Consider the following 21,253-nt stretch of genomic DNA (forward strand, 5'->3'; position numbering starts at 1 on the left):
GCTCAGGATAGGGCTGCCAGCCGATCGCGCAAGGCATGATAGTCCGGCGCCATCGCTTCGGCGCGGGCCGGTCGCGCCAGCAGGTCCGCCAGCGCCGGCGGCACGTCCACCGCCCGGCCGATCAACGGCTCGACGATGCTCTCGAACTTCGCCGGATGCGCGGTCGCGGCCACCGCCCAGTGGCCGCCCTCGCCTTCGGCGCGCAGTTGTTCCAGCACGTTGATCGCGGTGGCGGTATGCGGGCAGAACACCTCGCCGAAGTCGGCGTGCCGGCGCGCGATGGTCTCGCGGATCGCCGCGTCGTCCACGCTGCGCGCGGTGAAGCCGGCGCGCAGCGCGGCGTCGTCCCCGCGATACAGCCAGCGCAGTCGTTCGAAATTGCTCGGCGCGCCGACATCCATCGCGTTGGCCAGGGTCGCCAGGCTCGCCTGCGGCATGTAATCGCCGCCACCGAAATAGTCCGGCAGCACCCGGTTGGCGTTGGTCGCCAGCACGATCCTGCCCAGGGGAAGGCCCAGCGCACGCGCCAGGATCGCGGCCAGCGCGTTGCCCAGATTGCCGGTCGGCACGACCAGGTTGAGCGCCTGCCCGTTCGCGGCGTGGTGGCGCAGCGCGGCATCGGCGTAGTAGCCCATCTGCGGCAGCAAGCGGCCCAGGCTGATGCTGTTGGCCGAACTGAGCGGCGCCTGCGATTGCAGATCGCCGTCGTTGAGCGCGCGCTTCACCAAGGCCTGGCAATCGTCGAACGAACCGGCGACGCGCAAGGCGGTGATGTTCTCGCCGAAACAGCCCAACTGGTGCGCCTGCCGCGGCGACACCCGCCCGTCCGGATACAGCACCACCACCCGCAGGCCCGGCTGGCGATGGAAAGCCGCGGCCACCGCCGCCCCGGTATCGCCCGAAGTCGCCACCAGGATGGTCAGCGCCCGCGCATCACCACCTCGCAGACGGGTCAGGCAGGCGGCGAGGAAACGCGCGCCGAAATCCTTGAAGGCGGCGGTCGGTCCATGGAACAGCTCCAGCACGTGATCGTGCGGCGTCGCCAGCGCACGCAACGGCGCCGGGAAATCGAAGGCTTCGCGGCAGATCGCCGGCAACGCCGGCGCCAGCGCATCCCCGGCGAAGAACGGGGCCAGCAGGCCGGCGGCGGTTTCGGCCAGGGACGGACCGGCCTGCAGCGCGCGGAGCGGCGGCAGTTGCGCGGGCACGTACAGACCACCATCGGGCGCCAGGCCGGCGGCAATCGCGGCGCCCAGGCCTGCGGGAGGAGCAGCATTGCGGGTGGAAATGAAATTCATCGGTGATCCATCGTGGGAGTGCCAGGCCGATGCGGCCCGGCGGGATTCGGGATGCGAACGCGGCGGGTGGCGCGGGCGGAGAGGCCTACAGCAGGCGCGCCGCCGGGGCTCCGATCGGCGATACCCAGGCCTGGCTGTCGAAACCCGCCGCCGAGAATGCCGCCTGGATACCCGGCGCGGCCGCTTCCGCCTGCGCCCGTGTTTCGAACCAGGCGAACACGCTGGGACCGGCGCCGGAAATGCTTGCCCCCATCGCACCCGCCGTCAGCGCCGCCGCCTTGGCCGCGCCGAAACCGGCAATCAGCGGCGCGCGGCGCGGTTCCACCAGCACATCGTTCAGGCCTTCGCGCACCAGCGCCGCGTCCCCGCGCTGGCATCCGGCCAGCAGCAGCGCCAGATGCGCGCTCTGGGCGACGAATTCCTTCAGTTCGTAGGTGCCGGCCAGCGCCGCGCGGGCGCGGCGGGTTTCCAGCACCGCGTCAGGGTGCACCAGCACGCAATGCCAGGCATCGGGTACCGGAATCGGCACCAGCCGATCCGCCGTCGACAGCACCAGGCCGCCCAGCAGCATCGGCCCGAGGTTGTCGCCATGGCGTCCGCCGCTGGCGACCGCTTCGCCGACCAACGCGTGCGGGTACAACGCCTCGCGCGACAGCGGCTGCGGCAGCAGCGCATTGGCGGCCACCAGCGCGGCCACGCACGACGCCGCCGAACCGCCCATGCCGGAACCCAATGGAATGCCCTTCTCGATCTCGATTTCGAAACCGAATCCCGGGCGCTCCGCTTCCAGCAGCGAAATCAGCGCCGCGCCCGCGGTGTTGCCAGCCGCGTCGCGCGGCAGATCCACCGTGGCGCCGCGGATGTCGGCGATGCGCACTTCCCGCGCGGCGATGCGCCGCACGTGCACGGTATCGCCCGCGCCCTCTATCACATGGCCCAGGATGTCGAATCCCACGCCGACGTTGCCCACCGAGGCCGGCGAGAACGCGCTCGCCGTCTCCACCACCGCCACTGCCTGCACCCTTTCCTCCTTCACAGCCTGGCTCCCTGTCCCGCCGCCACCCGCAACAGATCGGCGAACACGCCGGCCGCGGTCACTTCGGGACCGGCGCCCGGCCCTTGCACGATCAGCGGATTGTCGCAGTAACGGCGGGTGGTGAATTGCACGATGTTGTCGGTGAGCCGCAGGTTGGCGAACGCGTGCGCCGCCGGCAGCGCGACCAGACCGACCCGCGCGCGCCCTTCGCCATCCAGCCGGGCCACGTAGCGCAGCACCTGGCCGGCCGCCTTCGCTTCCGCCAGCCGGGCCGCGAACGCCGCGTCGACCTCGCCCAACCGCGCCATGAAGTCCTCGACGCTGGCATTGCGCAACGCCTCCGGCACCAGGCTTTCCACGTCCACATCCTCCAGCGCGAGGGCGCGACCGGACTCGCGCGCGAGGATCACCAGCTTGCGGCCGACGTCGGTGCCGGACAGATCGTCGCGCGGATCCGGTTCGGTGTAGCCCAGCGCGCGCGCTTCGATGACCAGTTGCGAGAACGGCACGCTGCCGTCGTACTTGTTGAACAGCCACGCCAGCGTGCCGGAGAAGATGCCTTCGACCGACACCACCGTATCGCCGGTGTCCAGCAGATCGCGCAGGGTCGAGATGACCGGCAGCCCCGCGCCGACCGTGGCCTCGTAGCGGAAGCGCGCGCCGCTGGTGGCGGTGGCTTCGCGGATGGCGTCGTAACGCGCCAGTGGACCGGCGCCGGCCTGCTTGTTGGGCGTGACCACGTGGATGCCGGCGGCCAGCCAGTCCGCATAGCGCTCGGCCACCTGCGGACTGGCGCTGCAATCCACGATCACCGCGTGCGGCAGATGCGCCGACAGCAGGTGCGTCGTGAAGCGATCCAGATCGGCCTCCTCGTGGCTGGTGTCGAAACGTTCGCGCCAGTCCGCGCCGATGCCGCGCTCGTCGAGCAGCATCCGGCGGCTGGAGGCGATCGCGCGCAGGCGCAGGTCGAGATTGGCCTTGCCCAGCAGTTGCGGCTGGGCCGCGCGCAGTTGCTCGATCAGGGTGGCGCCGACATTGCCCGGCCCGATCACGCCGACCGAGAAGGTCTGCGGCGACAGCCAGAATCCCGCGTGCGCCGCCCGCAATGCCTTGGTCGCGTCGGCGCTGTCGATGGCGACCGAGATGTTGCGCTCGGACGAACCCTGGGCAATCGCCAGGATGTTGACCCGCGCGCGCCCCAACGCTTCGAACAGGCGCGCGGCCACGCCCGGCTGGCCGGCCATGCCGTCGCCGACCGCCGCCAGCACGCTCACCCCGTCGGTGCGCTGCACGCGCTGGACCTGGCCGATGGTCAACTCGTGGGCGAACGCGTTGAGCAGTGCGTTCTGCGCCCGCTGCGCCTCGGCGCTCCTGACCACGCAGCAGATCGAATGCTCCGAGGAACCCTGAGAAATCATCACCACCGACACCCGCGCGTCGCGCAGCGCGGCGAACACGCGTTCGGCGGTGCCCGGCACGCCGATCAGGCCGGTGCCCTCCAGATTCAGGATCGCCAGTTCCGGACTCAGGGTCAGGCCCTTGACCGGGCCATGGGCGTCGCTGGTGGCGGTGATGCGGGTGCCCGGATGTTCGGGATGGAAGGTATTGCGGATGATGATCGGCAGGCCGCGCTCGATGGCGGGCGACATCGTCTGCGGATGCACGACCTTGGCGCCGAAGTACGCCAGTTCGCAGGCTTCGTCGTAACTGAGCGCGCTGAGCTGCACCGCCTCCGGCACCACCCGCGGATCGGCGGACAGCACGCCGTCCACGTCGGTCCAGATATGCAGTTCGTCGGCATTGAACAGGGCGGCGAAAATCGCGCCGCTGTAGTCGCTGCCGTTGCGGCCGAGGGTGGTGATGCGGCCGGAACGGTCACGGGCGACGAAACCGGTGACCACCAGCCGTCGCTGCGGGTGCCCGGCGCGCCAGTCCGACAGCCGCTGCGCGCTCTGCAGCCAGTCCACGTCCACGCCCAGGTCGCCGCGGTCCACCACCAGCACGTCGCGCGCGTCCAGCACCGCGCAATCCTCGCCCCGGACCCGCAGGTACTCGCCCAGCAGGTGCGCGGAAAACACTTCGCCCAGGCCCTGGACGCGGTCCAGTACTTCGCGCGGCAGCTCGCCGATCACCGCCAGCGCCGCCAGGATTTCGGACAGTTCGTCGAAACGCGCATCCATCCATTCCAGGGTCGCGCCGGCATCCTCGGCCAGCAGCGCCACCGCCGCGCCACGATGGCGGGCGCGCAGTTCGTGCCAGCGGTCGCGCCACTCGGCCCGATTGCCGGATGCCAGTTCGGCCAGCGCGATGAGCGCATCGGTGACGCCCTTCATCGCCGAGACCACGGTGACCTGCTGGGTCTCCCCGCGCGCCAGCAGCAACTGGGCGACATGGCGGTAACGTTCCGCATCGGCCACGGAAGTGCCACCGAACTTGTGGACGACCGTGGGAGCTTGCGGCGTTCTGGATGGGAGCTGGGGCGGAGCGGCGACGCTGGACGACATGGACGGAACCTCGGTAGGAGGCCCGGTACACGGATCAGGCTTTGGGCTCCCCCGCATCCTGATTCGGGTGCGGGGCCGTGGTTTGCGAATTACGCGAACACAACCAGCCGCACCCTGCTAATCGGGGTGGTAATGGTGGTGGTAGTGGTGGCGGCCGACGCGGCGCCGGTCCAGGCGAAGACCACCGCCGGCGATGGGGCCGGGCGTGCGGAATCGACGGTGGACGGGGCGTTCGGGCGCATGCCCGTAGAGGACACGAAGTCCGGGCGGGCTGTCAAGTGCTGCGTTGCATCAATCGCGTCGACCGGACCAGCCAGCCCCTCCCGGTCAGACCGGGAGGGGCGATTCCCATCAATAGTTGTAGCGGAACTCGACGCCGAAGGTACGCGGCCGCAGGCGGGTCGCCGCGCCGGTCATGCTGCGGGCGTCGGTGGCGCCGTCTTCGTCGGTGAGGTTCTCGCCGAACAGGTAGGCGGCCCAGCCGCTGGGCGATTCCAGGCCCACCCGCGCCGCCAGCCGGGTGATCGCATCGCCGCCTTCGGTACCCGCCGTGGCCGAGGTCTCGCGCCGCGAGTGGTACATCAGGTCGCTGCGGGCGATGCCCTTGAGCGAATCGCCGACCGGCCAGTTGTAGGCCACCCCGCCGCTGAGCGTGGTCCTGGGCACGTTGAACACCGGCGTGCCCTTGTGGAACTGGGTGCCTTCCAGATCCTCCTTGTAGACCGCTTCAATCACGCTGCCGCCGAAGTTGAACGCCCACGAACGATTCGGCATCCAGGTGATCCCCAGCTCCACACCCTTCTGGGTGGAACCCGCGGAATTGAGGATGCCGCTGTACAGGCCGTCGGCCAGCGACATGTAGACCGGCACGTCCTTCCAGTCGCTGTAGAACACCGCGGTTTCCAGCAACAGGCGTCCTTCGTCGAACACCGCCTTGTAGCCCAGCTCGTAACTCCAGATCGCATCCGGCTTGGTGCCGACCGGCAGATCGATCCCGTACTGCTCGGCCAGTTCGATCGAGGTGATCGGCTGGAGCTGGCCGGAGCGATAGCCACTGGCGGCGCTGGCGTAGATCGTGGAGTTTTCGTCGAGCGCGTAGGACAGGCTGAACCGGGGGCTGGTGTTGGTGAAGGTCTTCTGCAGCGTGTTTCGCTTGGTGTCGCTGACATCCATCGAATCGACCTTGTCCTCGAAGTAGCGGACGCCGGCGGTGGCCGCCCATTTCCCGTTGATGTGCCAGGTCGCCTCGCCGAACACCGAGAACGAATCATTGGTCTGCGAGGAACGGGTCGGCGACAGGCCGGTCATCGCGGACGAATCCCGGCGTATCGCCTTGCGCAGGTAGTAGCCCACCGTCCAGTCCACCGCGCGGTCGCCGCTGGAGGACCAGCGCAATTCATGGGTGCGCACACCGATATCGACCGTGCCCGCATAGGCCGTTGTCGGGTTGATCATGCCGCGCAACCCACGCCACAGACTGCCATCCGAGAACACGTACAGCAGTTGCGAATCATCGAAGGCGTAGCTGGCGGTCAGGCTGCCGGAATCCCATTCGTTGCGCACGTCGTAGTAGGCATCCACGCTCATGTCGTCGTACGCCGCTTCGAACCCGCCGGGAGAATGCGCCTTGAACTTCCAGTAGGACAGGTCCAGGTTGAAGCGTTCGTTCGGTGCGAAGCGCAGCTTGGCGCGCCCGGTCCTGATGCGCTGCTCGTTGATGTTCTCCTCGCCGGTCTGGCGGTTCTTCAACCAGCCCGCCAACGACTCGTCGGTGACGCCGAAGCGCATCGCCAGCGTGTCATCCACCAGTGGCACGTTCACCATCGCCTTGACGCCCCAGCCGTCGGTGCCGCCTTCGGTGTTGCTGAAGGACGTTTCCACGCCCGCCCGGAACGCGTTGAACTCCGGCTTGCGGGTGATGACCCGCACGGTGCCGCCCATGGAGCCCTCGCCGAACAGGGTGCCTTGCGGTCCCTTGAGGATTTCGATGCGCTCGATGTCGAACGAGCGGGTCTCCGGATACCACGGCACCGTCACCCCGTTGAACGGCACTTCGTCCAGGTAGTAGCCGTTCTCGTTGCTGCCCTGGCGCGCGGACGCGCCGCGGATCTGGATGTAGGTGAACGCGCCGCCCGCATCGTAGGCGGCCGCGCCGGGGGAAAATGAAATCGCGTCACCGACGTTGTCGATGCCCATCGCATCGATCTGTTCGCCGGAGATCGCGGTAACCGCGATCGGCACGTCCAGGCTGCGTTCGTCGCGTTTGCGCGCGGTGACCGTCACCGAACCGAGGTCCACGGCCTGTTCGTCCGCCCGGGCGACGTCTGCTTGCGCGTCGGTGGGCGCGGGCGGGACATCGGCCGCCTGGGCCAGCGCCGACAATGGCGCGATCGCCAGCGCGACGGCGATGCGGGTGAGCGCCGGTCCATGGCGAAGCGTTCCTGATGACGGATGGCAAAGGGATACCACGGCGACTCTCTCCTGGAATATCGAATGGAAGAACGGGAAGGCGTCCGGAACCGATCACGAATCCTGGAATCCGGCGCAGGGCGTGTGCGTTCTTTTCTGCGCGGATTGCGCTGCCCCGTCTTCAATATTCTTTGCGGCACGCATTCGACATCTAGTCATCGATGACGGGATTGCACACGGAATTCGGCACAATTCGATGTGATCAATTTTTATCCAGACACGGCTTCGCCTCGCAGCGAAAATTCGTTCACTGCGAGGCGGAAGAACCTGTTCCCGTACCTCCACATCCATGCGCGGGAAAACCGCGGCACTCGACGAGGCAGAAGGACATCCGGACATCCGCGACATCGGCGGTCATGCCATGCGCGTGCCCCACTCCTCCTCCGTCAGGGAGTCGCTGGGTATTGAGACGAAGCAGGACGTCATTTCTGAAATGCCCGCATCTGGAATGTCCGCGCAGGACCCGCCGCGCAGCGCGTGCGCCATGAATCACCGGCCGGCGCCCTTGGATCCATGCGGCCTCGTCGCCACGGCACGCGGTGACCGCGCCGCCTCGGGAGCCGGTCGCCCCCTCTGTCCCTTCATGCGAGAATGCCGGCCAGGGCCCCGTAGCTCAGCTGGATAGAGCGTCCCCCTCCTAAGGGGAAGGTCGTGCGTTCGAATCGCGCCGGGGCCGCCATTTTTCAATCACTTAGCGACCCTGTCGGGTCAGACCCGGCGGCGGGGACGCATTCCGCGGCCACGGCCCGCGCTGCCGCGGCCCCGTGGCTCGAAGCCGTCTTCCACGCTCCCCGCTCCGGATCGCGATCGGCGAATCGCCGAAACCCGAGCGGCCAGCAGGCCGGGTTCTCGGCGAATCGAACAAGCCGAGCAGCACATCCACGGTACGGGGCTTTCCGGGCGGTCGGGCCGGATCGCTCTGCTAAAATCGGCGTTCCGCCGGCGCACGTCGCGCCGCGCCTTCATCGATCTTTCCTGGAGCACCGCATGTCCGCAGACATCCTCAAGGCACTCGGCCTTGGCCAGACCAATTCCGGCACCTACCTGGGCCGTGGCGAATGGTCGACGACCACCGACGCCGGCCTGTTGCAGTCGATCAATCCGACCACCAACGAGGTGATTGCCGAGGTCCATGCCAGCAGCCAGGCCGACTACGAGACCGTGGTCGCGCGGGCGCAGGAAGCCTTCAAGGTCTGGCGCACCACCCCGGCACCGCGTCGCGGCGAAGCCGTGCGCCTGTGCGGCGAGGCGCTGCGCAAGCACAAGGACGCGCTGGGTTCGCTGGTCGCGCTGGAAATGGGCAAGAGCAAGCCCGAGGGCGATGGCGAAGTGCAGGAGATGATCGACATCGCCGACTTCGCGGTCGGCCAGAGCCGCATGCTGTACGGCTACACCATGCACTCCGAGCGTCCGGGCCACCGGATGTACGAGCAGTACCAGCCGCTCGGCCTGGTCGGCATCATCAGCGCGTTCAACTTCCCGGTCGCGGTGTGGTCGTGGAATTCGTTCCTGGCCGCCATCTGCGGCGATGTCTGCATCTGGAAGCCGTCCAACAAGACCCCGCTGACCGCGATCGCGTCGATGAAGATCTGCAACGACGCGCTGAAGGCCGCCGGCTTCCCGGACATCTTCTTCCTCATCAACGACGCCGGCATCGAACTGGCCCAGCAGTTTGTCGACGACAAGCGCATCCCGCTGATCAGCTTCACCGGCTCGACCCAGGTCGGCCGCACCGTCGGCGAGCGCGTGGCCCGCCGCATGGGCCGCAGCCTGCTGGAACTCGGCGGCAACAACGCGATCATCCTGGACGAAACCGCCGACCTGAAGCTGGCGATCCCGGGCATCGTGTTCGGCGCGGTCGGCACCGCCGGCCAGCGCTGCACCACCACCCGCCGCCTGATCGTGCACGAATCCATCTACGACACCGTGCTGTCCACCCTGGTCAAGGCGTACAAGCAGGTCGAGGGCAAGATCGGCGATCCCACCGATCCGACCAACCTGATGGGCCCGCTCAACAGCCAGGGCGCGGTGCAGCAGTTCCTCGCCTCCATCGAGAAGGCCAAGGCCAGCGGCGGCACCGTCGAGACCGGCGGCACCGCGATCGACCGGGCCGGCAACTTCGTGCTGCCGACCATCATCACCGGCCTGAAGAACTCGGACGAAGTGGTCCAGCACGAGACCTTCGCGCCAATCCTGTACGTGATGAAGTACAAGACCCTGGACGAAGCGATCGACATGCAGAACGGCGTACCGCAGGGCCTGTCCTCGTCGATCTTCACCCAGAACCTGAAGGCGGCCGAGCAGTTCCTGTCGGCGGCCGGCTCGGACTGCGGCATCGCCAACGTCAACATCGGCACCAGCGGGGCCGAGATCGGCGGCGCGTTCGGCGGCGAGAAGGAAACCGGTGGCGGCCGCGAGTCCGGTTCGGACGCGTGGAAGGTCTACATGCGCCGGCAGACCAATACCATCAACTATTCGGACTCGCTGCCGCTGGCGCAGGGTATAAAGTTCGACCTCTGAGCCCGATGCAGGGAAAAGGACGCCAATGAACGCACCCGCCCGCCAGACCAGCACCCTGGCCATCATCAGCCTGATCGCCGGCATCCTCGGCTGGACCCTGCTGCCCTTCCTGGGCAGCATCGGCGCGATCATCACCGGCCACATGGCCCGCGCCGAGATCCGCCGCGAGCCCCAGCGCCTGGATGGCGATGGCTTCGCGGTGGCCGGACTGATCCTGGGCTGGGTGTCGGTCGCCCTGTGGATCATCGGCATCCTGGTGTTCGTGCTGTTCTTCGGCGGACTGGTCTGGCTGGGCGCGATGAGCCAATGAGCCCGGCGCGGTGACGGACGCCCGCGACAGCGCACGGCGTTTCAGCAACCGGGTCGCGGACTACGTCCGCTACCGGCCCGGCTATCCCGACGCCCTGTTCGACTGGCTGCATCGCGAACAGGGCGTGCCGCCCGACGCCGTCGTCGCCGATATCGGCGCCGGTACCGGCATCGCCACCCGGCCCTGGCTGCGGCGCGGCCACCCAGTCATCGCGGTGGAACCCAATGCCGCGATGCGCGAGGCGCTGGTGGCGGATCTGGCCGGGGAATCCGGCCTGCGCGTGGCCGATGGCAGCGCCGAGGCCACCGGACTGGAGACGGCCAGCGTGGATCTGGCCGCCAGCGCCCAGGCTTTCCACTGGTTCGACCCCGGCCCCACCCACCGCGAGTGGGCGCGCATCCTGCGCCCCGGCGGACTGGCCTGCGTGTTCTGGAACAGCCGCGTCCCCGATGCTTCGCCGTTCCTGCGTGACTACGAGGCCCTCCTGCACGCCTACGGCGAGGACTACGCGCGGGTCGCCGAACGCCATCCGGACGACGCGGCCGTGCAGGCCTGGTTCGGGCCCGGTTTCCGCGCCATGGCGCGCTTCGCGCATGCCCAGCCGCTGGATTTCGACGCGCTCCGCGGGCGCCTGCGTTCCTCGTCCTCCACACCGCCACCTGGCGATCCCCGGCATGCCCCCATGCTGGCCGAATTGCGCCGGGTATTCGATAAGCACGCCGAACAGGGCATGATCCGCTTCGACTACCTGACCCGCGTGTTCGTCGGCACCCTGCACTGATGTACAAACTCGCTCGCCCCTTCCTGTTCGGTTTCGATGCCGAGCGCGCCCATGGCCTGGGACTCAACGCCATCGAGACGGCCTATCGGACCGGCACGATGCCGTTGCTGGCGCGTCCGCCGCAGCCGCTGCCGACCAAGCTGCTGGGCCTGACCTTCCCCAACCCGGTTGGCCTGGCCGCGGGCCTGGACAAGAACGGCGCCCATGTCGAGGCGTTGTTCGGGCTGGGCTTCGGGTTCGTGGAGGTGGGCACGGTCACTCCGCGTCCGCAGCCGGGCAACCCGAAGCCGCGCATGTTCCGGCTGCCGGCCCACCAGGCGGTGATCAACCGGCTGGGCTTCAACAACGAAGGCGTCGACGCGCTGGTGCGGAACATCGAGCGGCTTCGCCGCCGCACCGGCGTGCTCGGCATCAACATCGGCAAGAACAAGGACACCTCCAACGAACGGGCCGCTTCCGACTACCTGTTCTGCCTGGAGCGTGTCTATACGCTGGCCGATTACATCACCGTCAACATCTCCTCGCCCAACACCGCCGGCCTGCGCGAACTGCAGGAGGAACAGGCGCTGCGCCAATTGATCGGCAGCCTGCGCGAGGCGCAGGAGGATCTGGCCGCCCAGCATGGCAGGCGGGTGCCGATGCTGGTCAAACTGGCACCGGACCTGTCCGACGAGGACATCGACGCGGTCGCGCGGGTGCTCGGCGATCTGGGCGTGGACGGCGTCATCGCCACCAACACCACGGTCTCGCGCATCAGCGTCCAGGACGACCCGCTGGCCCATGAAACGGGCGGCCTGTCCGGCGCTCCGCTGATGGGCCAGTCGACCCTGGTGCTGCGCCGCCTGCGCACGCGCCTGCCCGACCGGATCCCGCTGATTGGCGTGGGCGGCATCCTCTCCGGAGCCGATGCGGTGGCCAAGATGGCCGCGGGCGCATCGCTGGTGCAGGTCTATTCGGGACTGGTCTATCGCGGTCCGGAACTGATCGGCGAATGCGTCGATGCGATCCGCCGCCGCCGCGAGGCGCCCAGCCGCGGCGCGGTGGCGCCGGAATGAGTCTTCCCTGGCGCCTGACCCGCGACGCCTCGCTGCGCAACCGCAACACCTTCGGTGTGGAGGCGCGCGCGCCGTGGCTGTTCGAACTGGACGATGCCGCCGCCCTGGCGGATCTGCTGGCGCGGCCGGAACTGGCAGGAACCTCGCCGCTGGTGCTGGGTGGCGGAAGCAATCTGCTGTTCGCCGGTGACGCCGAAAGTCCGGTGCTGGCGCTGGCCAACGCGGCCACCCGCGTGCTGGCGCAGGATTCGACCCACGCGCGTGTGCGCGCCGAAGCCGGCATGCCCTGGCACGCCCTGGTGATGTGGTCGCTGCAACAAGGCCTGTGCGGGCTGGAAAACCTGGCGCTGATTCCCGGTACGACCGGCGCCGCGCCCATCCAGAACATCGGGGCCTACGGCGTGGAAGTCGGCGAATTCGTGCACGCGGTCGAGGCCTGGGATCGCGATGCAGGCGTCCTGCAACGCCTGGATCGCGCCGCCTGCGCATTCGGCTACCGCGACAGCGTATTCAAGCATGCCCCGGATCGCTACATCGTCACCGCGGTGGAGCTGGATCTGCTGCGCGCCCCCGCGCCACGGCTGGAGTACGCCGGTCTCGGCGAGGAACTGGCGGCGATGGGCATCGCCGATCCGGATGCGAGCGATGTCGCCGAAGCAGTGATCGCCATCCGTCGCCGCAAGCTGCCGGATCCGGTGGTCATCGGCAACGCCGGCAGCTTCTTCAAGAATCCGATCGTGCCGGTGGCGCTGGCCGAATCCCTGCAGGCCGCGCACCCGGGCCTCCCGGTGTTCCGCGGCGACGCGGCGGATACCCGCAAGATTTCCGCCGCCTGGATGATCGATGCCTGCGGCTGGAAAGGCCATCGCGACGGCGATGCCGGCGTGGCCGCCTCGCACGCGCTGGTCCTGGTCAACCATGGCAACGCCAGCGGCATGCAGTTGCTCGTGCTGGCCCGGCGCATCGCGGAATCGGTCGCGACGCGGTTCGGCGTCGCCATCGAACCCGAGCCCCGCATCATCGGAGCGCGCTGGTAGCCATGCGCGCCCCCGTTTCCGCCCCGCATCGTCCTCGCCCGCTCCCCCGGAGCGCGCGGAGCGGAGGGCGGGACGGCATCCGTGCCCGGCGCGCCGGCGGCGTCGCCGCGCGCCGGATGCGCACCCTTCGCCTTTTCTTCCGCATGCCGGCGCCCGGCCGGGTGTGTTCGTCCTCCGTGGAAATCTGATGCCCGCCATTCCCGTCCACTTCCGCGCCGCCGCGCTGATGCTGGCCAGCACGATGTTCTTCGCCCTGATGGTGGTCGCCATCCGCCTCGCCTCGGCCAGCCTGCACACGTTCGAGATCGCGTTCTTCCGCAACTTCTTCGGCCTGCTCGCGGCGCTGCCGCTGCTGATCAAACACGGTCCGGGCCTGCTGAAGACCCAGCATTTCCCGCGCTACCTGTTCCGCTGCGTGATCGGGATCTGCTCGATGCTGGCCGGCTTCTGGGCGATCGGCCATCTGCCGCTGGCGCAGGCGGTGTCGCTGTCCTACTCCACGCCGCTGTTCGTCACCCTGGCGGCTGCCGCGATGCTCAACGAGAAGGTCCGCGCGCGCCGCTGGACCGCGGTGGGGCTGGGTTTCCTGGGCGTGCTGATCATCGTTCGCCCGGGCACCGCGGAGTTCAGCATGGACACCATGATCGCGGTGCTGGCCGCGGTGATGAGCGCGCTGGTGGCGATCCAGATCAAGCAGCTGTCGCAGACCGAGCCGGCCGATCGCATCGTCCTCTACACCACCCTGCTGTGGGTGCCGATGTCGCTGGTGCCGGCGCTGAGCGTGTGGGAATGGCCGCGGGGCATCACCTGGCTGTGGGTGATCGCGGCCGGCGTGATGGGCACCGGCGGGCACATGCTGTGGACCCGCGCGCTGAAACTGGGCGAGGTCTCGGCACTGACGCCGATCAGCTTCATGCAGTTGCCGGTGGTGGCGGTGTTCGGCTGGGTGCTGTTCGACGAGAGCCTGGATCGCTGGACCCTGCTGGGCGCGGCGATCATCTTCGGCGCCAACGCCTACATCGCCCACCGCGAAGCGGTGCTGTCGCGCAAGGCCGCCTCCGAGGCGGCGACCTCGGCCGCCAAGCCGGGCGAGTAAGCAAGCGCCTGAATCCGGAACGCCGAGGGCTTCCGGCTCCGCGCGCCCGCGCGTGTCCGCGCGCGCCGCCACCGCAAACCGGCCTACTTGAATCCGGTCGGCGGGCGTCCTTCGCGGATGGCGTCGGCCAGGGCGGCCAGCGGTTCGCTCAGGGTTTCGGGCTTGGCCGCCAGCAGCGGTTCCAGGTACTGCCGGCGCAACGCCTGCGCCTGCGCTTCATGGCCAAAACCCGATTCCGCGGTGGCCAGGGCCCAGATCGCCTGCAGGGTCTCGGGGTGCCCTTCGCCCAGCAGGCGGCTGCGCGCCTCGACCACTTCGCGATAGGAGGCCAGCGCCACCGCGGCGTCGCCCAGCGTGCGTGCGGCATCGCCGCGGATCAGCAGCGCGCGCTGGGTCTGCGGATGCTTGAGCCCGAGCACGTCGCGCGCCAGCGGCAGGCCGTCGCGCAGCAGCGCCAGACTCTGCTGCGGATGCCCGTCGCGCAGCAGCGTGCCGGCGTGGTTGATCAGGATCGACAGCGTGTCCGGATGACTGGCGCCGAGCAGGCGGGTCCGCTGCTCCAGCACCTGCTGCTCCAGCGGCAACGCGGCGGCGTAGTCGTCCAGCCGCGCATAGGTGGTCGCCAGGTTCAGACGCGCGCGGATGGTCTGCGGATGCAGGGGACCAAGCACGCGTTCGCGCCCGGCCAGCACCGCCTTCATCATCGGCAGGGCCTCCTCGGCGGCGTTGGAATCGGCCAGCATGCTCGCCAGCGTGCCGCGCGCGTGCAGGGTCAGCGGATGGTCGTTGCCGAGCCGGCGGATCTGGGTCGCCACCAGTTCGCGCTGCAGCTTCACCGCGCCTTCCTTCTCGCCGGTGAGCATGCGCATCACCGCCAGGTTGCTGGTGGCTGCCAGGGTGTCCTTGTGCTCGGCGCCCTGCACCGCCACCCGCAGCGGCAGCAGTTTCTCCATGTTGGCGCGGGCCTCGGCCATCTCGCCGACCGCACGCTGCATGTCGGCCAGCGCGTTGAGGGCGTCCATCGCCGCCGGATCCCGGTCACTGGCCTGCTTCGACAACCGCTCGTACAGCGATTGCAGCAGGGTCTTGGCGCGCTCGCGCTCGCCGCGCGCGGACAACACGCTGGCCTGGGCGATCTCCAGGCCGGCGCGGGTGGGATTGTTCAGCGGCAACGGCTGCGCCAGCGGGCGCGCGCGGTCCACGAGCGCGGCGGCGGCATCCACGTCGGCCGCGCCCAGCAGCGCCTCGGCCTGCGCCAGGCGCGCGGCGAGCGTGGAGGATGCGGCCTCGCCCGCCTGGCGGGCGCGGTAGTCGGCGACCTTGCCGAACTCCTTCGCCGCCTGCGGACTCATGCCCAGCGCCGCGTAGACGCGCGCGACCGATTCGCGCAGGTTGGCGGCCAGCGCCGGCTGGCCGGCGAAGTCGCGGGTGATGGCGGCTTCGGCATTGGCGAGCAGTTCGCGATCGATCATGCCGCGCGCCAGATCCGCGGTGTTCACTTCGGCCAGCAGGGGTTCCAGCGAAGCGCGGTTGGCCGGGTCGCCCTCGGCGATCTGCCCGCGCAGTCCGCTGGCCAGGCCGCTGCCCATGGCCTCGATGTCGATGTCCTCCAGCATCGATTGCTGGAAGCCCGCCATCTTTTCCAGTTCCACACTGCGCAGCTCGGCGATGGCGCGCTGCTGGCGCGCCTGCATCAATCCGTACAGGGACACCGCCAGGCCGCCCAGCAACGCCAGTCCGACCACCGCCGCGGCGACCAGCGCGGTGCGATGGCGGGCGAAGAAGCGCGACCATCGATAGCGACGGGTAGGCGGCACCGCCGCCAGCGGCGCGCCATCCAGGAAGCGCTGCAGGTCCGCGGCCAATTCGGCGACCGATGCGTAGCGGCCATCGCGATCGTGGCACATCGCCTTGGCCACGACCCAGTCCAGCTCCTCGCGCAGCGCGCGCCGCAGTCCGCGGTCATCGCGCGGGGCATGGGCGGGCGTCGCCGCCATCTGCTGGGTGGCGAGTTGTTCGGAAGGCAACTGCAGCACACTGCTGTCGGCGGTGCCGCCTTCGCGTACGCACGGACGGCCGCCGACCAGCAGTTCATGCAGCAGCACCCCCAGCGAGTACACGTCGCTGCGGGTGTCGAGGGTGGCCAGATCGCCTTCGGCCTGTTCCGGACTCATGTAATCCGGCGTGCCGGCCCGCTCCTGCACGCCAGCCAGCGCGCGCGAAGTGGCGGTGGCGATGCCGAAATCGATGATCTTGGGCGACGCGCGGCCGTCGATGCGATCGACCAGAATGTTGCCCGGCTTCAGATCCCGGTGAATCACGCCCTTGTGGTGCGCGTGCTGGACGCCTTCGCAGATGCGGATGAACAGCGCCAGCCGTTCGCGCAGGTCCAGCCCCTCCTGCGTGCAGAACACGGTGACCGGCCGGCCTTCGCTGTATTCCATGGCGAAGAACGGCACGCCGTCGTCGGTGGCGCCGGCGTCGTAAATCTGGGCGATGGCCGGATGCCGCATCTGTGCAAGCAACTGGCGCTCGATCTCGAAGTAGGCCAGGTGGCGCGCTTCCACGCGATGGCCGCGCAGCAGCTTGAGCGCCACGACGCGGCGCACCGGTTCCAGTTGCTCGGCGCGATAGACCTCGCCCATGCCGCCGCGTCCCAGCAATGTGTCCAGGCGATAGCGGCCAAGCCGCGCGCCGGACGGGAACACCTGGCCGTCGGCGGGCATCTGTCCGGACAACCGTGTCGCCAGAAGCTCGGTGGCTTCCGGGTCCGCCGATGGCGGTACTGGATTCATGGCACGTCCCCCTGGAGTGCCACCATGGTAGCGGAAGCGTCGGCAGGCGCGGCACGGAACCGCTACACTCGGCAACCTCCTTCCCCGCGGCCGGATGCATGGCCCCCGAACACGAGACCACCCAGCGCACGATCCTCAGCGATGGACCGCGTCCGTCCCGCTCGCGCTCGGCCTGCGTGGTGGTGATCCAGGGCGAAGGCCTGGGCCGGCGGGCCGACATCGACGCGCAGCCGGTGGTGGTCGGACGCTCGCGCGAGGCCGACCTGCACATTCCGCACCGGAGCGTGTCGCGCCTGCATTGCCAGATCTGGCGCGAAGGCGATCTGTATCGGGTGCGCGATCTGGACGCGACCAACCCCACCCGCCTCAACGACAGTCCGATCCAGGAAGCGGTGCTGGCCGATGGCGATCACCTGACCCTGGGCGAATGCATCCTCAAGTTCATCAGCCACGCCAGCGTCGAAGCGCACTATCACGAGGAGATCTATCAGCTCGCCACCCACGACGCGCTGACCGATCTCTACAACCGCCGCCATTTCATCGAGGCGGTCGATCGCGAGATCGCACGCGCCATGCGTCACCAGCGGCCACTGGCGATGTGCATCATCGATGTTGATCTGTTCAAGCCAATCAATGATCGCTACGGCCACATCTCCGGCGACAACGTACTGCGCCAGATTGCCGGCATCCTGCGCCGGCACGTCCGCAACGACGATTCGGCCGCCCGCATCGGCGGCGAGGAGTTCGCGGTGCTGCTGCCCGAGTGCGACGTCGATGCCGCGTTCGGCTTCGCCGAGCGCCTGCGCCAGGCCGTGGCCGATGCGGTGTTCAAGCCGGGTGGCGACGAGCAGTCCATCACCGTCAGCATCGGCATCGCCGCGCTCATGCCCCATCGCGACACCTGCAGCCGGATGATGGCGGCCGCCGATGCCGCGCTGTACCGCGCCAAGAGCGAAGGTCGCAACCGGGTCTGCATCGAATACTGAGGTCGGCGCACGCCGACCGCTCCCGGTTGCCCGCCATGTGGTGTTGGCCATCGGCCAGGGCCGGAGATGCCGGACCCTGGCGCTGGACCCGCCGCGCGTGATTGCGCGCTAGAAACCGATGTCCAGGTTCACGTAGATCGCACGGCCCTGGATTCCGTAGATGTTCTGATAGAACGGATACCAGGTCATGGTCGCGTCGCGCGAGCCGTACTTGTCGAACAGGTTGGTCACGTCCACGCCCAGGCGCAGCTTCTCCGTGATCTGCTTCGACAGGTTGGCGTTCCACTGCATGTACGATGGCAGATGGCTGGTCGCCTGGTAGTTGACGCGCGCGCCGTTGCGATAGCCGTACAGGCTGCCCGACCAGTCGCCGCGATTCCAGCTCAGGGTCCAGTTGGTGCGGCTGCGGAATGCCAGTGGCTGGCTTCCGCAACTGTAGGTGGATGAGTAGGAGCAGGCCATGTAGTCCTGCCAGGGATCACCGGCGGTGATCTTGACGTCGTAGGCCAGGGTGCGGCTCAGACCGGCATTCAGGCTGAACCGGCCCAGCGTCCCCCAGTCCCAGGCATACCTCAGGCTCGCATCGAAACCGCGGGTACGGACACCGGCCTGGTTGATGGCGTCGAGAAAGTACTCGGTGACCTTGCCGTCCGCATCCCTGCGCACATAGCTGGCATAGAGCGCGCAGGCCGCCGAATCCGGATTCACCGCGGAGCCATCGACGCGCCGGCCGAGCCGGCAATCCGCATCGGCGCTCAGCAGCGTCGCCTTGTCGAGGTACTGGCTTTTGCCCTTGAGCTCGATTTCCCAGTAGTCGGCGCTCAAGGACAGTCCATCGGTGACATCCCAGACAACGCCGAATCCGTTCGACTCCGCGGTTTCCTCGTGCAGACGGGTATTGTTGCCGCCTTCGACGTACCAGGCGCCCTGGGTGTAGTCGCTGCCGCACTGGCTCATGCCCGCCGTGGTGGTCAGGTCCAGTCCGTTCACCCGGCACAGGTATTCATTGGTCACGTAGTCGTCGTAATTGGTGACCGGCTCGCCATAGAGCCACATGATGTTCGGAGCCATGAAACTGGTCTGGTGGCTGGCGCGGACGAGCAGACTGTCGAGGGGACGCCATTCCAGGCTGGCCTGCCAGGTGGTGGCGTCGCCGACGTCGGAGATGTCGTCGTACTTGTCCCAGCGTCCGGCGACGTTGGCGGTCAGGCTATCCAGCAACGGAACGCGGAACTCGACACCCGCGCCATAGCGATCCCGTGGTCCGCCGCCGATGACGCCGGTGTGGTTGAACGTCCTGTCGGCACCCTGGTAGGTGCTGACACTGCGCCTGTCGGGGCGAAGCTCGTACTTGGAGTGCGAGGCCTCGATCACCGCCGCCATCTGAACGTCGCCTGCCGGCAGGGAAAACAGCGGTCCGCTGAACACGAACTGCGCCTGCGAGGTCTGCGACAGGTTCCTGTTGCGGATGGTATCCACCATCCCCGCATACTGCGCGGGCCCCACCGGGCCAAATAACACCGAAGGATCGATGTCGTACACCGGCGAACCGTCGATGGTGCCCACCGGCGTGCCGAACAGGTAGCGATGGACGCGGTCGGTGAGCAGTTGTTTCCAACTGCTCTTCATTTCATCGCGCGATATGCTGAGGCTGGCGTCCCAGTCGAAACGACCACCCAGGGTGCCGCGTATCCCCGCGTTGGCGCTGATGGTGGTTTCTTCCCACAGCCGCATCGGCGCGCCCCCGATGCTGTTCGGGTTGAGTGCGCGCCAGTACTCGAACTGCCCGATGTCCACGTCATACGCGCTGCCGGCGTTGTACAGGTACATGCTTGTCCTGTGCGCGGCCTCGCTCCTGGAGCGCTGGACGAGCACCTGCCCGTAACCTTCGATGTCGTCGGTGAAGCGATAGTGACCCGCAACGTAGGCCGACGTCTTGTTGTACTTGTTCGCCAGCGTGTCGCCATCGTAGTAGTTCGCGTTTCCGCACGCGCCTGGCAGGGCATCGTCGGCGGACCAGTACATCGGGAAGTACGCCGGGTCGGCATTCCTGCAGGAGTATTCCAGTGCCGCGGCTGCGGCTGAGGGGTCGATGTCGCCCGAATAGACCAGCTCGCCGCTCCGATCCATCCAGTAGTTGCCGTTGTAGCCACCATCCATCAGCGCGGTATCCAGACCGAAGGTGGGACGGTTCGTGCCGGCGTTGCCCGGGGCGTCCATGCCGGTGCGGATGATGTTGCCGCGCTGGCCGGACAGGATGGGCTCGCGGTTCAATTGTTCAAACGCGTAGGTGACGCTTCCTCGTTCCCAGGCCTTGCCGCCGCTGAACTGGATCTGCCCCGTGTCGCCGCCGCCGCGGGTGGTGCCTCCTCCGCGGACGCGCAGATGGTGCCCTTCCCAGTTGTCCTTGGTCACGATGTTGACCACGCCGGCGATCGCGTCGGAACCATAGATGGCCGATGCGCCGCCATTGAGCACCTCGATCCGCTCGACCGCCGCGGCGGGAATGCTGCCGATGCTGACACCCGTGGAGGCGGCGCCGGAGCTTGCCGCGTACTCGGTCATGCGCTTGCCGTTGAGCAGGATCAACTGGTAGCCGACACCCAGTCCGCGCAGGTTGAGGAATGAGGCATCCGGCTGCGAGGAGTCCGCGTTCCATTCGCCGGCGACGACATCGCCGTTGAACTGGGTAAGCGTCTGCAGCGCTTCGGAAATCGTGCTGTAGCCCTGCTTGCGGATCTCCTCGGCGGTGATCATCACGATCGGCGACGGCCCTTCGACCTCGGCCCGCTTGATGCGCGAACCGGTGACTTCGACCTTGTCCAGGGTCTTGGCCGGACCGGCGTCGGCGGTCGGCTGCGAGGCCGGAACGGCTTCCTGCCCACCGGCGCGATCGTCTGCGAATGCCGTGGCCGGCAGGGCAAGGGCCAGGAGGACCGCGGCTCGCAGGCGGCACCGCTGCGGTTGGGTATGGCGAATGGACATGGTGGCTCGTCTCTCCGGTTTGCTCGGCAGGGAGTGGTGGATGGCGATGCGGCGATGCGGTCAAGCGCTTGAAGGATCGCCTGCTTCCGCAGCGAACGCGGCCATCGCTGGCGATGCATTCGTGCGGACGGCGGTCATGTGTCCCCATTCGATGACCGTCCAGGCGCGATGTCCGTCATGCGATGAACGCACCGGACATCGTCATGCCGGGAACGTCCAGACGCTCACGAAATGACACCGGCGATGCTAGGCGGCGGGAATCTTCCGATGCATCGGTAAAAACCCCGATTCTCGATCGGTGCGATGGTGCCCGAGTCGCGACCATGCTCCGCGTTGCGAAGGCAGCTTCACTTTGGCATGGGATCGGTTATCGTTCCGGCG

At 68.2% G+C, this 21,253-nt stretch carries 13 protein-coding genes and 1 tRNA gene; 8 read left to right on the forward strand and 6 right to left on the reverse strand.

Annotated elements, in window-relative coordinates; genetic code table 11:
• Positions 1 to 2: 2 nt before the first annotated feature.
• From thrC to AC3DEZ_RS07105, 4 genes are all read right to left on the reverse strand, one after another.
• Positions 3 to 1,298: a threonine synthase gene (gene thrC / locus AC3DEZ_RS07090; protein ID WP_488387590.1), complete on the reverse strand. Its 1,296-nt coding sequence runs from the start codon at positions 1,296 to 1,298 to the stop codon at positions 3 to 5.
• 85 nt (positions 1,299 to 1,383) lie between these two features.
• Positions 1,384 to 2,319 (reverse strand): homoserine kinase, encoded by a 936-nt coding sequence (locus AC3DEZ_RS07095; RefSeq protein ID WP_488387938.1) that lies wholly within the window; start codon positions 2,317 to 2,319, stop codon positions 1,384 to 1,386.
• 11 nt (positions 2,320 to 2,330) lie between these two features.
• Complete coding sequence (thrA, locus tag AC3DEZ_RS07100; RefSeq protein ID WP_488387591.1) at positions 2,331 to 4,838, reverse strand: bifunctional aspartate kinase/homoserine dehydrogenase I; 2,508 nt, start codon at positions 4,836 to 4,838, stop codon at positions 2,331 to 2,333.
• A 351-nt stretch (positions 4,839 to 5,189) separates the two neighbouring features.
• Positions 5,190 to 7,307: a TonB-dependent receptor gene (locus AC3DEZ_RS07105; protein ID WP_488387592.1), complete on the reverse strand. Its 2,118-nt coding sequence runs from the start codon at positions 7,305 to 7,307 to the stop codon at positions 5,190 to 5,192.
• Between the two features lie 602 nt (positions 7,308 to 7,909).
• Between AC3DEZ_RS07105 and AC3DEZ_RS07110 the strand changes: the two genes are divergently transcribed.
• From AC3DEZ_RS07110 to AC3DEZ_RS07140, 7 genes are all read left to right on the forward strand, one after another.
• Positions 7,910 to 7,986 (forward strand) — tRNA-Arg (locus AC3DEZ_RS07110).
• A 308-nt stretch (positions 7,987 to 8,294) separates the two neighbouring features.
• Entirely contained in the window at positions 8,295 to 9,827 is a 1,533-nt protein-coding gene (amaB, locus tag AC3DEZ_RS07115; RefSeq protein ID WP_488387593.1) for an L-piperidine-6-carboxylate dehydrogenase, read from the forward strand.
• 25 nt (positions 9,828 to 9,852) lie between these two features.
• Positions 9,853 to 10,137: a DUF4190 domain-containing protein gene (locus AC3DEZ_RS07120; RefSeq protein ID WP_488387594.1), complete on the forward strand. Its 285-nt coding sequence runs from the start codon at positions 9,853 to 9,855 to the stop codon at positions 10,135 to 10,137.
• Positions 10,138 to 10,147: 10 nt separating this feature from the next.
• The gene (locus AC3DEZ_RS07125) at positions 10,148 to 10,918 is read left to right on the forward strand and encodes a class I SAM-dependent methyltransferase (protein ID WP_488387595.1); all 771 of its coding nucleotides are present in this window, start codon (positions 10,148 to 10,150) and stop codon (positions 10,916 to 10,918) included.
• A complete protein-coding gene (locus AC3DEZ_RS07130; RefSeq protein WP_488387596.1) occupies positions 10,918 to 11,973 on the forward strand; it encodes a quinone-dependent dihydroorotate dehydrogenase in 1,056 nt (351 codons plus the stop codon). The genes AC3DEZ_RS07125 and AC3DEZ_RS07130 overlap by 1 nt, the downstream gene beginning before the upstream one ends.
• Positions 11,970 to 13,010 carry a UDP-N-acetylmuramate dehydrogenase gene (murB, locus tag AC3DEZ_RS07135; RefSeq protein WP_488387597.1) on the forward strand — a complete coding sequence of 347 codons (1,041 nt, stop codon included), beginning with the start codon at positions 11,970 to 11,972 and terminating at the stop codon, positions 13,008 to 13,010. The genes AC3DEZ_RS07130 and murB overlap by 4 nt, the downstream gene beginning before the upstream one ends.
• A gap of 187 nt (positions 13,011 to 13,197) precedes the next feature.
• Positions 13,198 to 14,106, forward strand: a complete 909-nt coding sequence (locus tag AC3DEZ_RS07140) for a DMT family transporter (RefSeq protein WP_488387598.1) — start codon at positions 13,198 to 13,200, stop codon at positions 14,104 to 14,106.
• An 83-nt stretch (positions 14,107 to 14,189) separates the two neighbouring features.
• Here AC3DEZ_RS07140 and AC3DEZ_RS07145 read toward each other — a convergent pair whose 3' ends face one another.
• Positions 14,190 to 16,901: a serine/threonine-protein kinase gene (locus AC3DEZ_RS07145; RefSeq protein WP_488387599.1), complete on the reverse strand. Its 2,712-nt coding sequence runs from the start codon at positions 16,899 to 16,901 to the stop codon at positions 14,190 to 14,192.
• Positions 16,902 to 16,999: 98 nt separating this feature from the next.
• Between AC3DEZ_RS07145 and AC3DEZ_RS07150 the strand changes: the two genes are divergently transcribed.
• A complete protein-coding gene (locus AC3DEZ_RS07150; RefSeq protein ID WP_488387600.1) occupies positions 17,000 to 17,887 on the forward strand; it encodes a GGDEF domain-containing protein in 888 nt (295 codons plus the stop codon).
• A gap of 108 nt (positions 17,888 to 17,995) precedes the next feature.
• On the opposite strand, the gene AC3DEZ_RS07155 is transcribed toward AC3DEZ_RS07150, so the two are convergent.
• A complete protein-coding gene (locus tag AC3DEZ_RS07155) occupies positions 17,996 to 20,872 on the reverse strand; it encodes a TonB-dependent receptor plug domain-containing protein (protein WP_488387601.1) in 2,877 nt (958 codons plus the stop codon).
• Positions 20,873 to 21,253: the final 381 nt, after the last annotated feature.

It is taken from the genome of Pseudoxanthomonas sp. 134C1 (assembly GCF_057773065.1).

Bases quoted from the DNA above. Each gene is read 5' to 3' on its own strand.
- thrC (WP_488387590.1), bottom strand. From the start codon at position 1,298: ATGAATTTCATTTCCACCCGCAATGCTGCTCCTCCCGCAGGCCTGGGC.
- thrA (WP_488387591.1), bottom strand. From the start codon at position 4,838: ATGTCGTCCAGCGTCGCCGCTCCGCCCCAGCTCCCATCCAGAACGCCG.
- amaB (WP_488387593.1), top strand. From the start codon at position 8,295: ATGTCCGCAGACATCCTCAAGGCACTCGGCCTTGGCCAGACCAATTCC.
- AC3DEZ_RS07120 (WP_488387594.1), top strand. From the start codon at position 9,853: ATGAACGCACCCGCCCGCCAGACCAGCACCCTGGCCATCATCAGCCTG.
- AC3DEZ_RS07130 (WP_488387596.1), top strand. From the start codon at position 10,918: ATGTACAAACTCGCTCGCCCCTTCCTGTTCGGTTTCGATGCCGAGCGC.
- murB (WP_488387597.1), top strand. From the start codon at position 11,970: ATGAGTCTTCCCTGGCGCCTGACCCGCGACGCCTCGCTGCGCAACCGC.
- AC3DEZ_RS07140 (WP_488387598.1), top strand. From the start codon at position 13,198: ATGCCCGCCATTCCCGTCCACTTCCGCGCCGCCGCGCTGATGCTGGCC.
- AC3DEZ_RS07145 (WP_488387599.1), bottom strand. From the start codon at position 16,901: ATGAATCCAGTACCGCCATCGGCGGACCCGGAAGCCACCGAGCTTCTG.
- AC3DEZ_RS07150 (WP_488387600.1), top strand. From the start codon at position 17,000: ATGGCCCCCGAACACGAGACCACCCAGCGCACGATCCTCAGCGATGGA.
- AC3DEZ_RS07155 (WP_488387601.1), bottom strand. From the start codon at position 20,872: ATGTCCATTCGCCATACCCAACCGCAGCGGTGCCGCCTGCGAGCCGCG.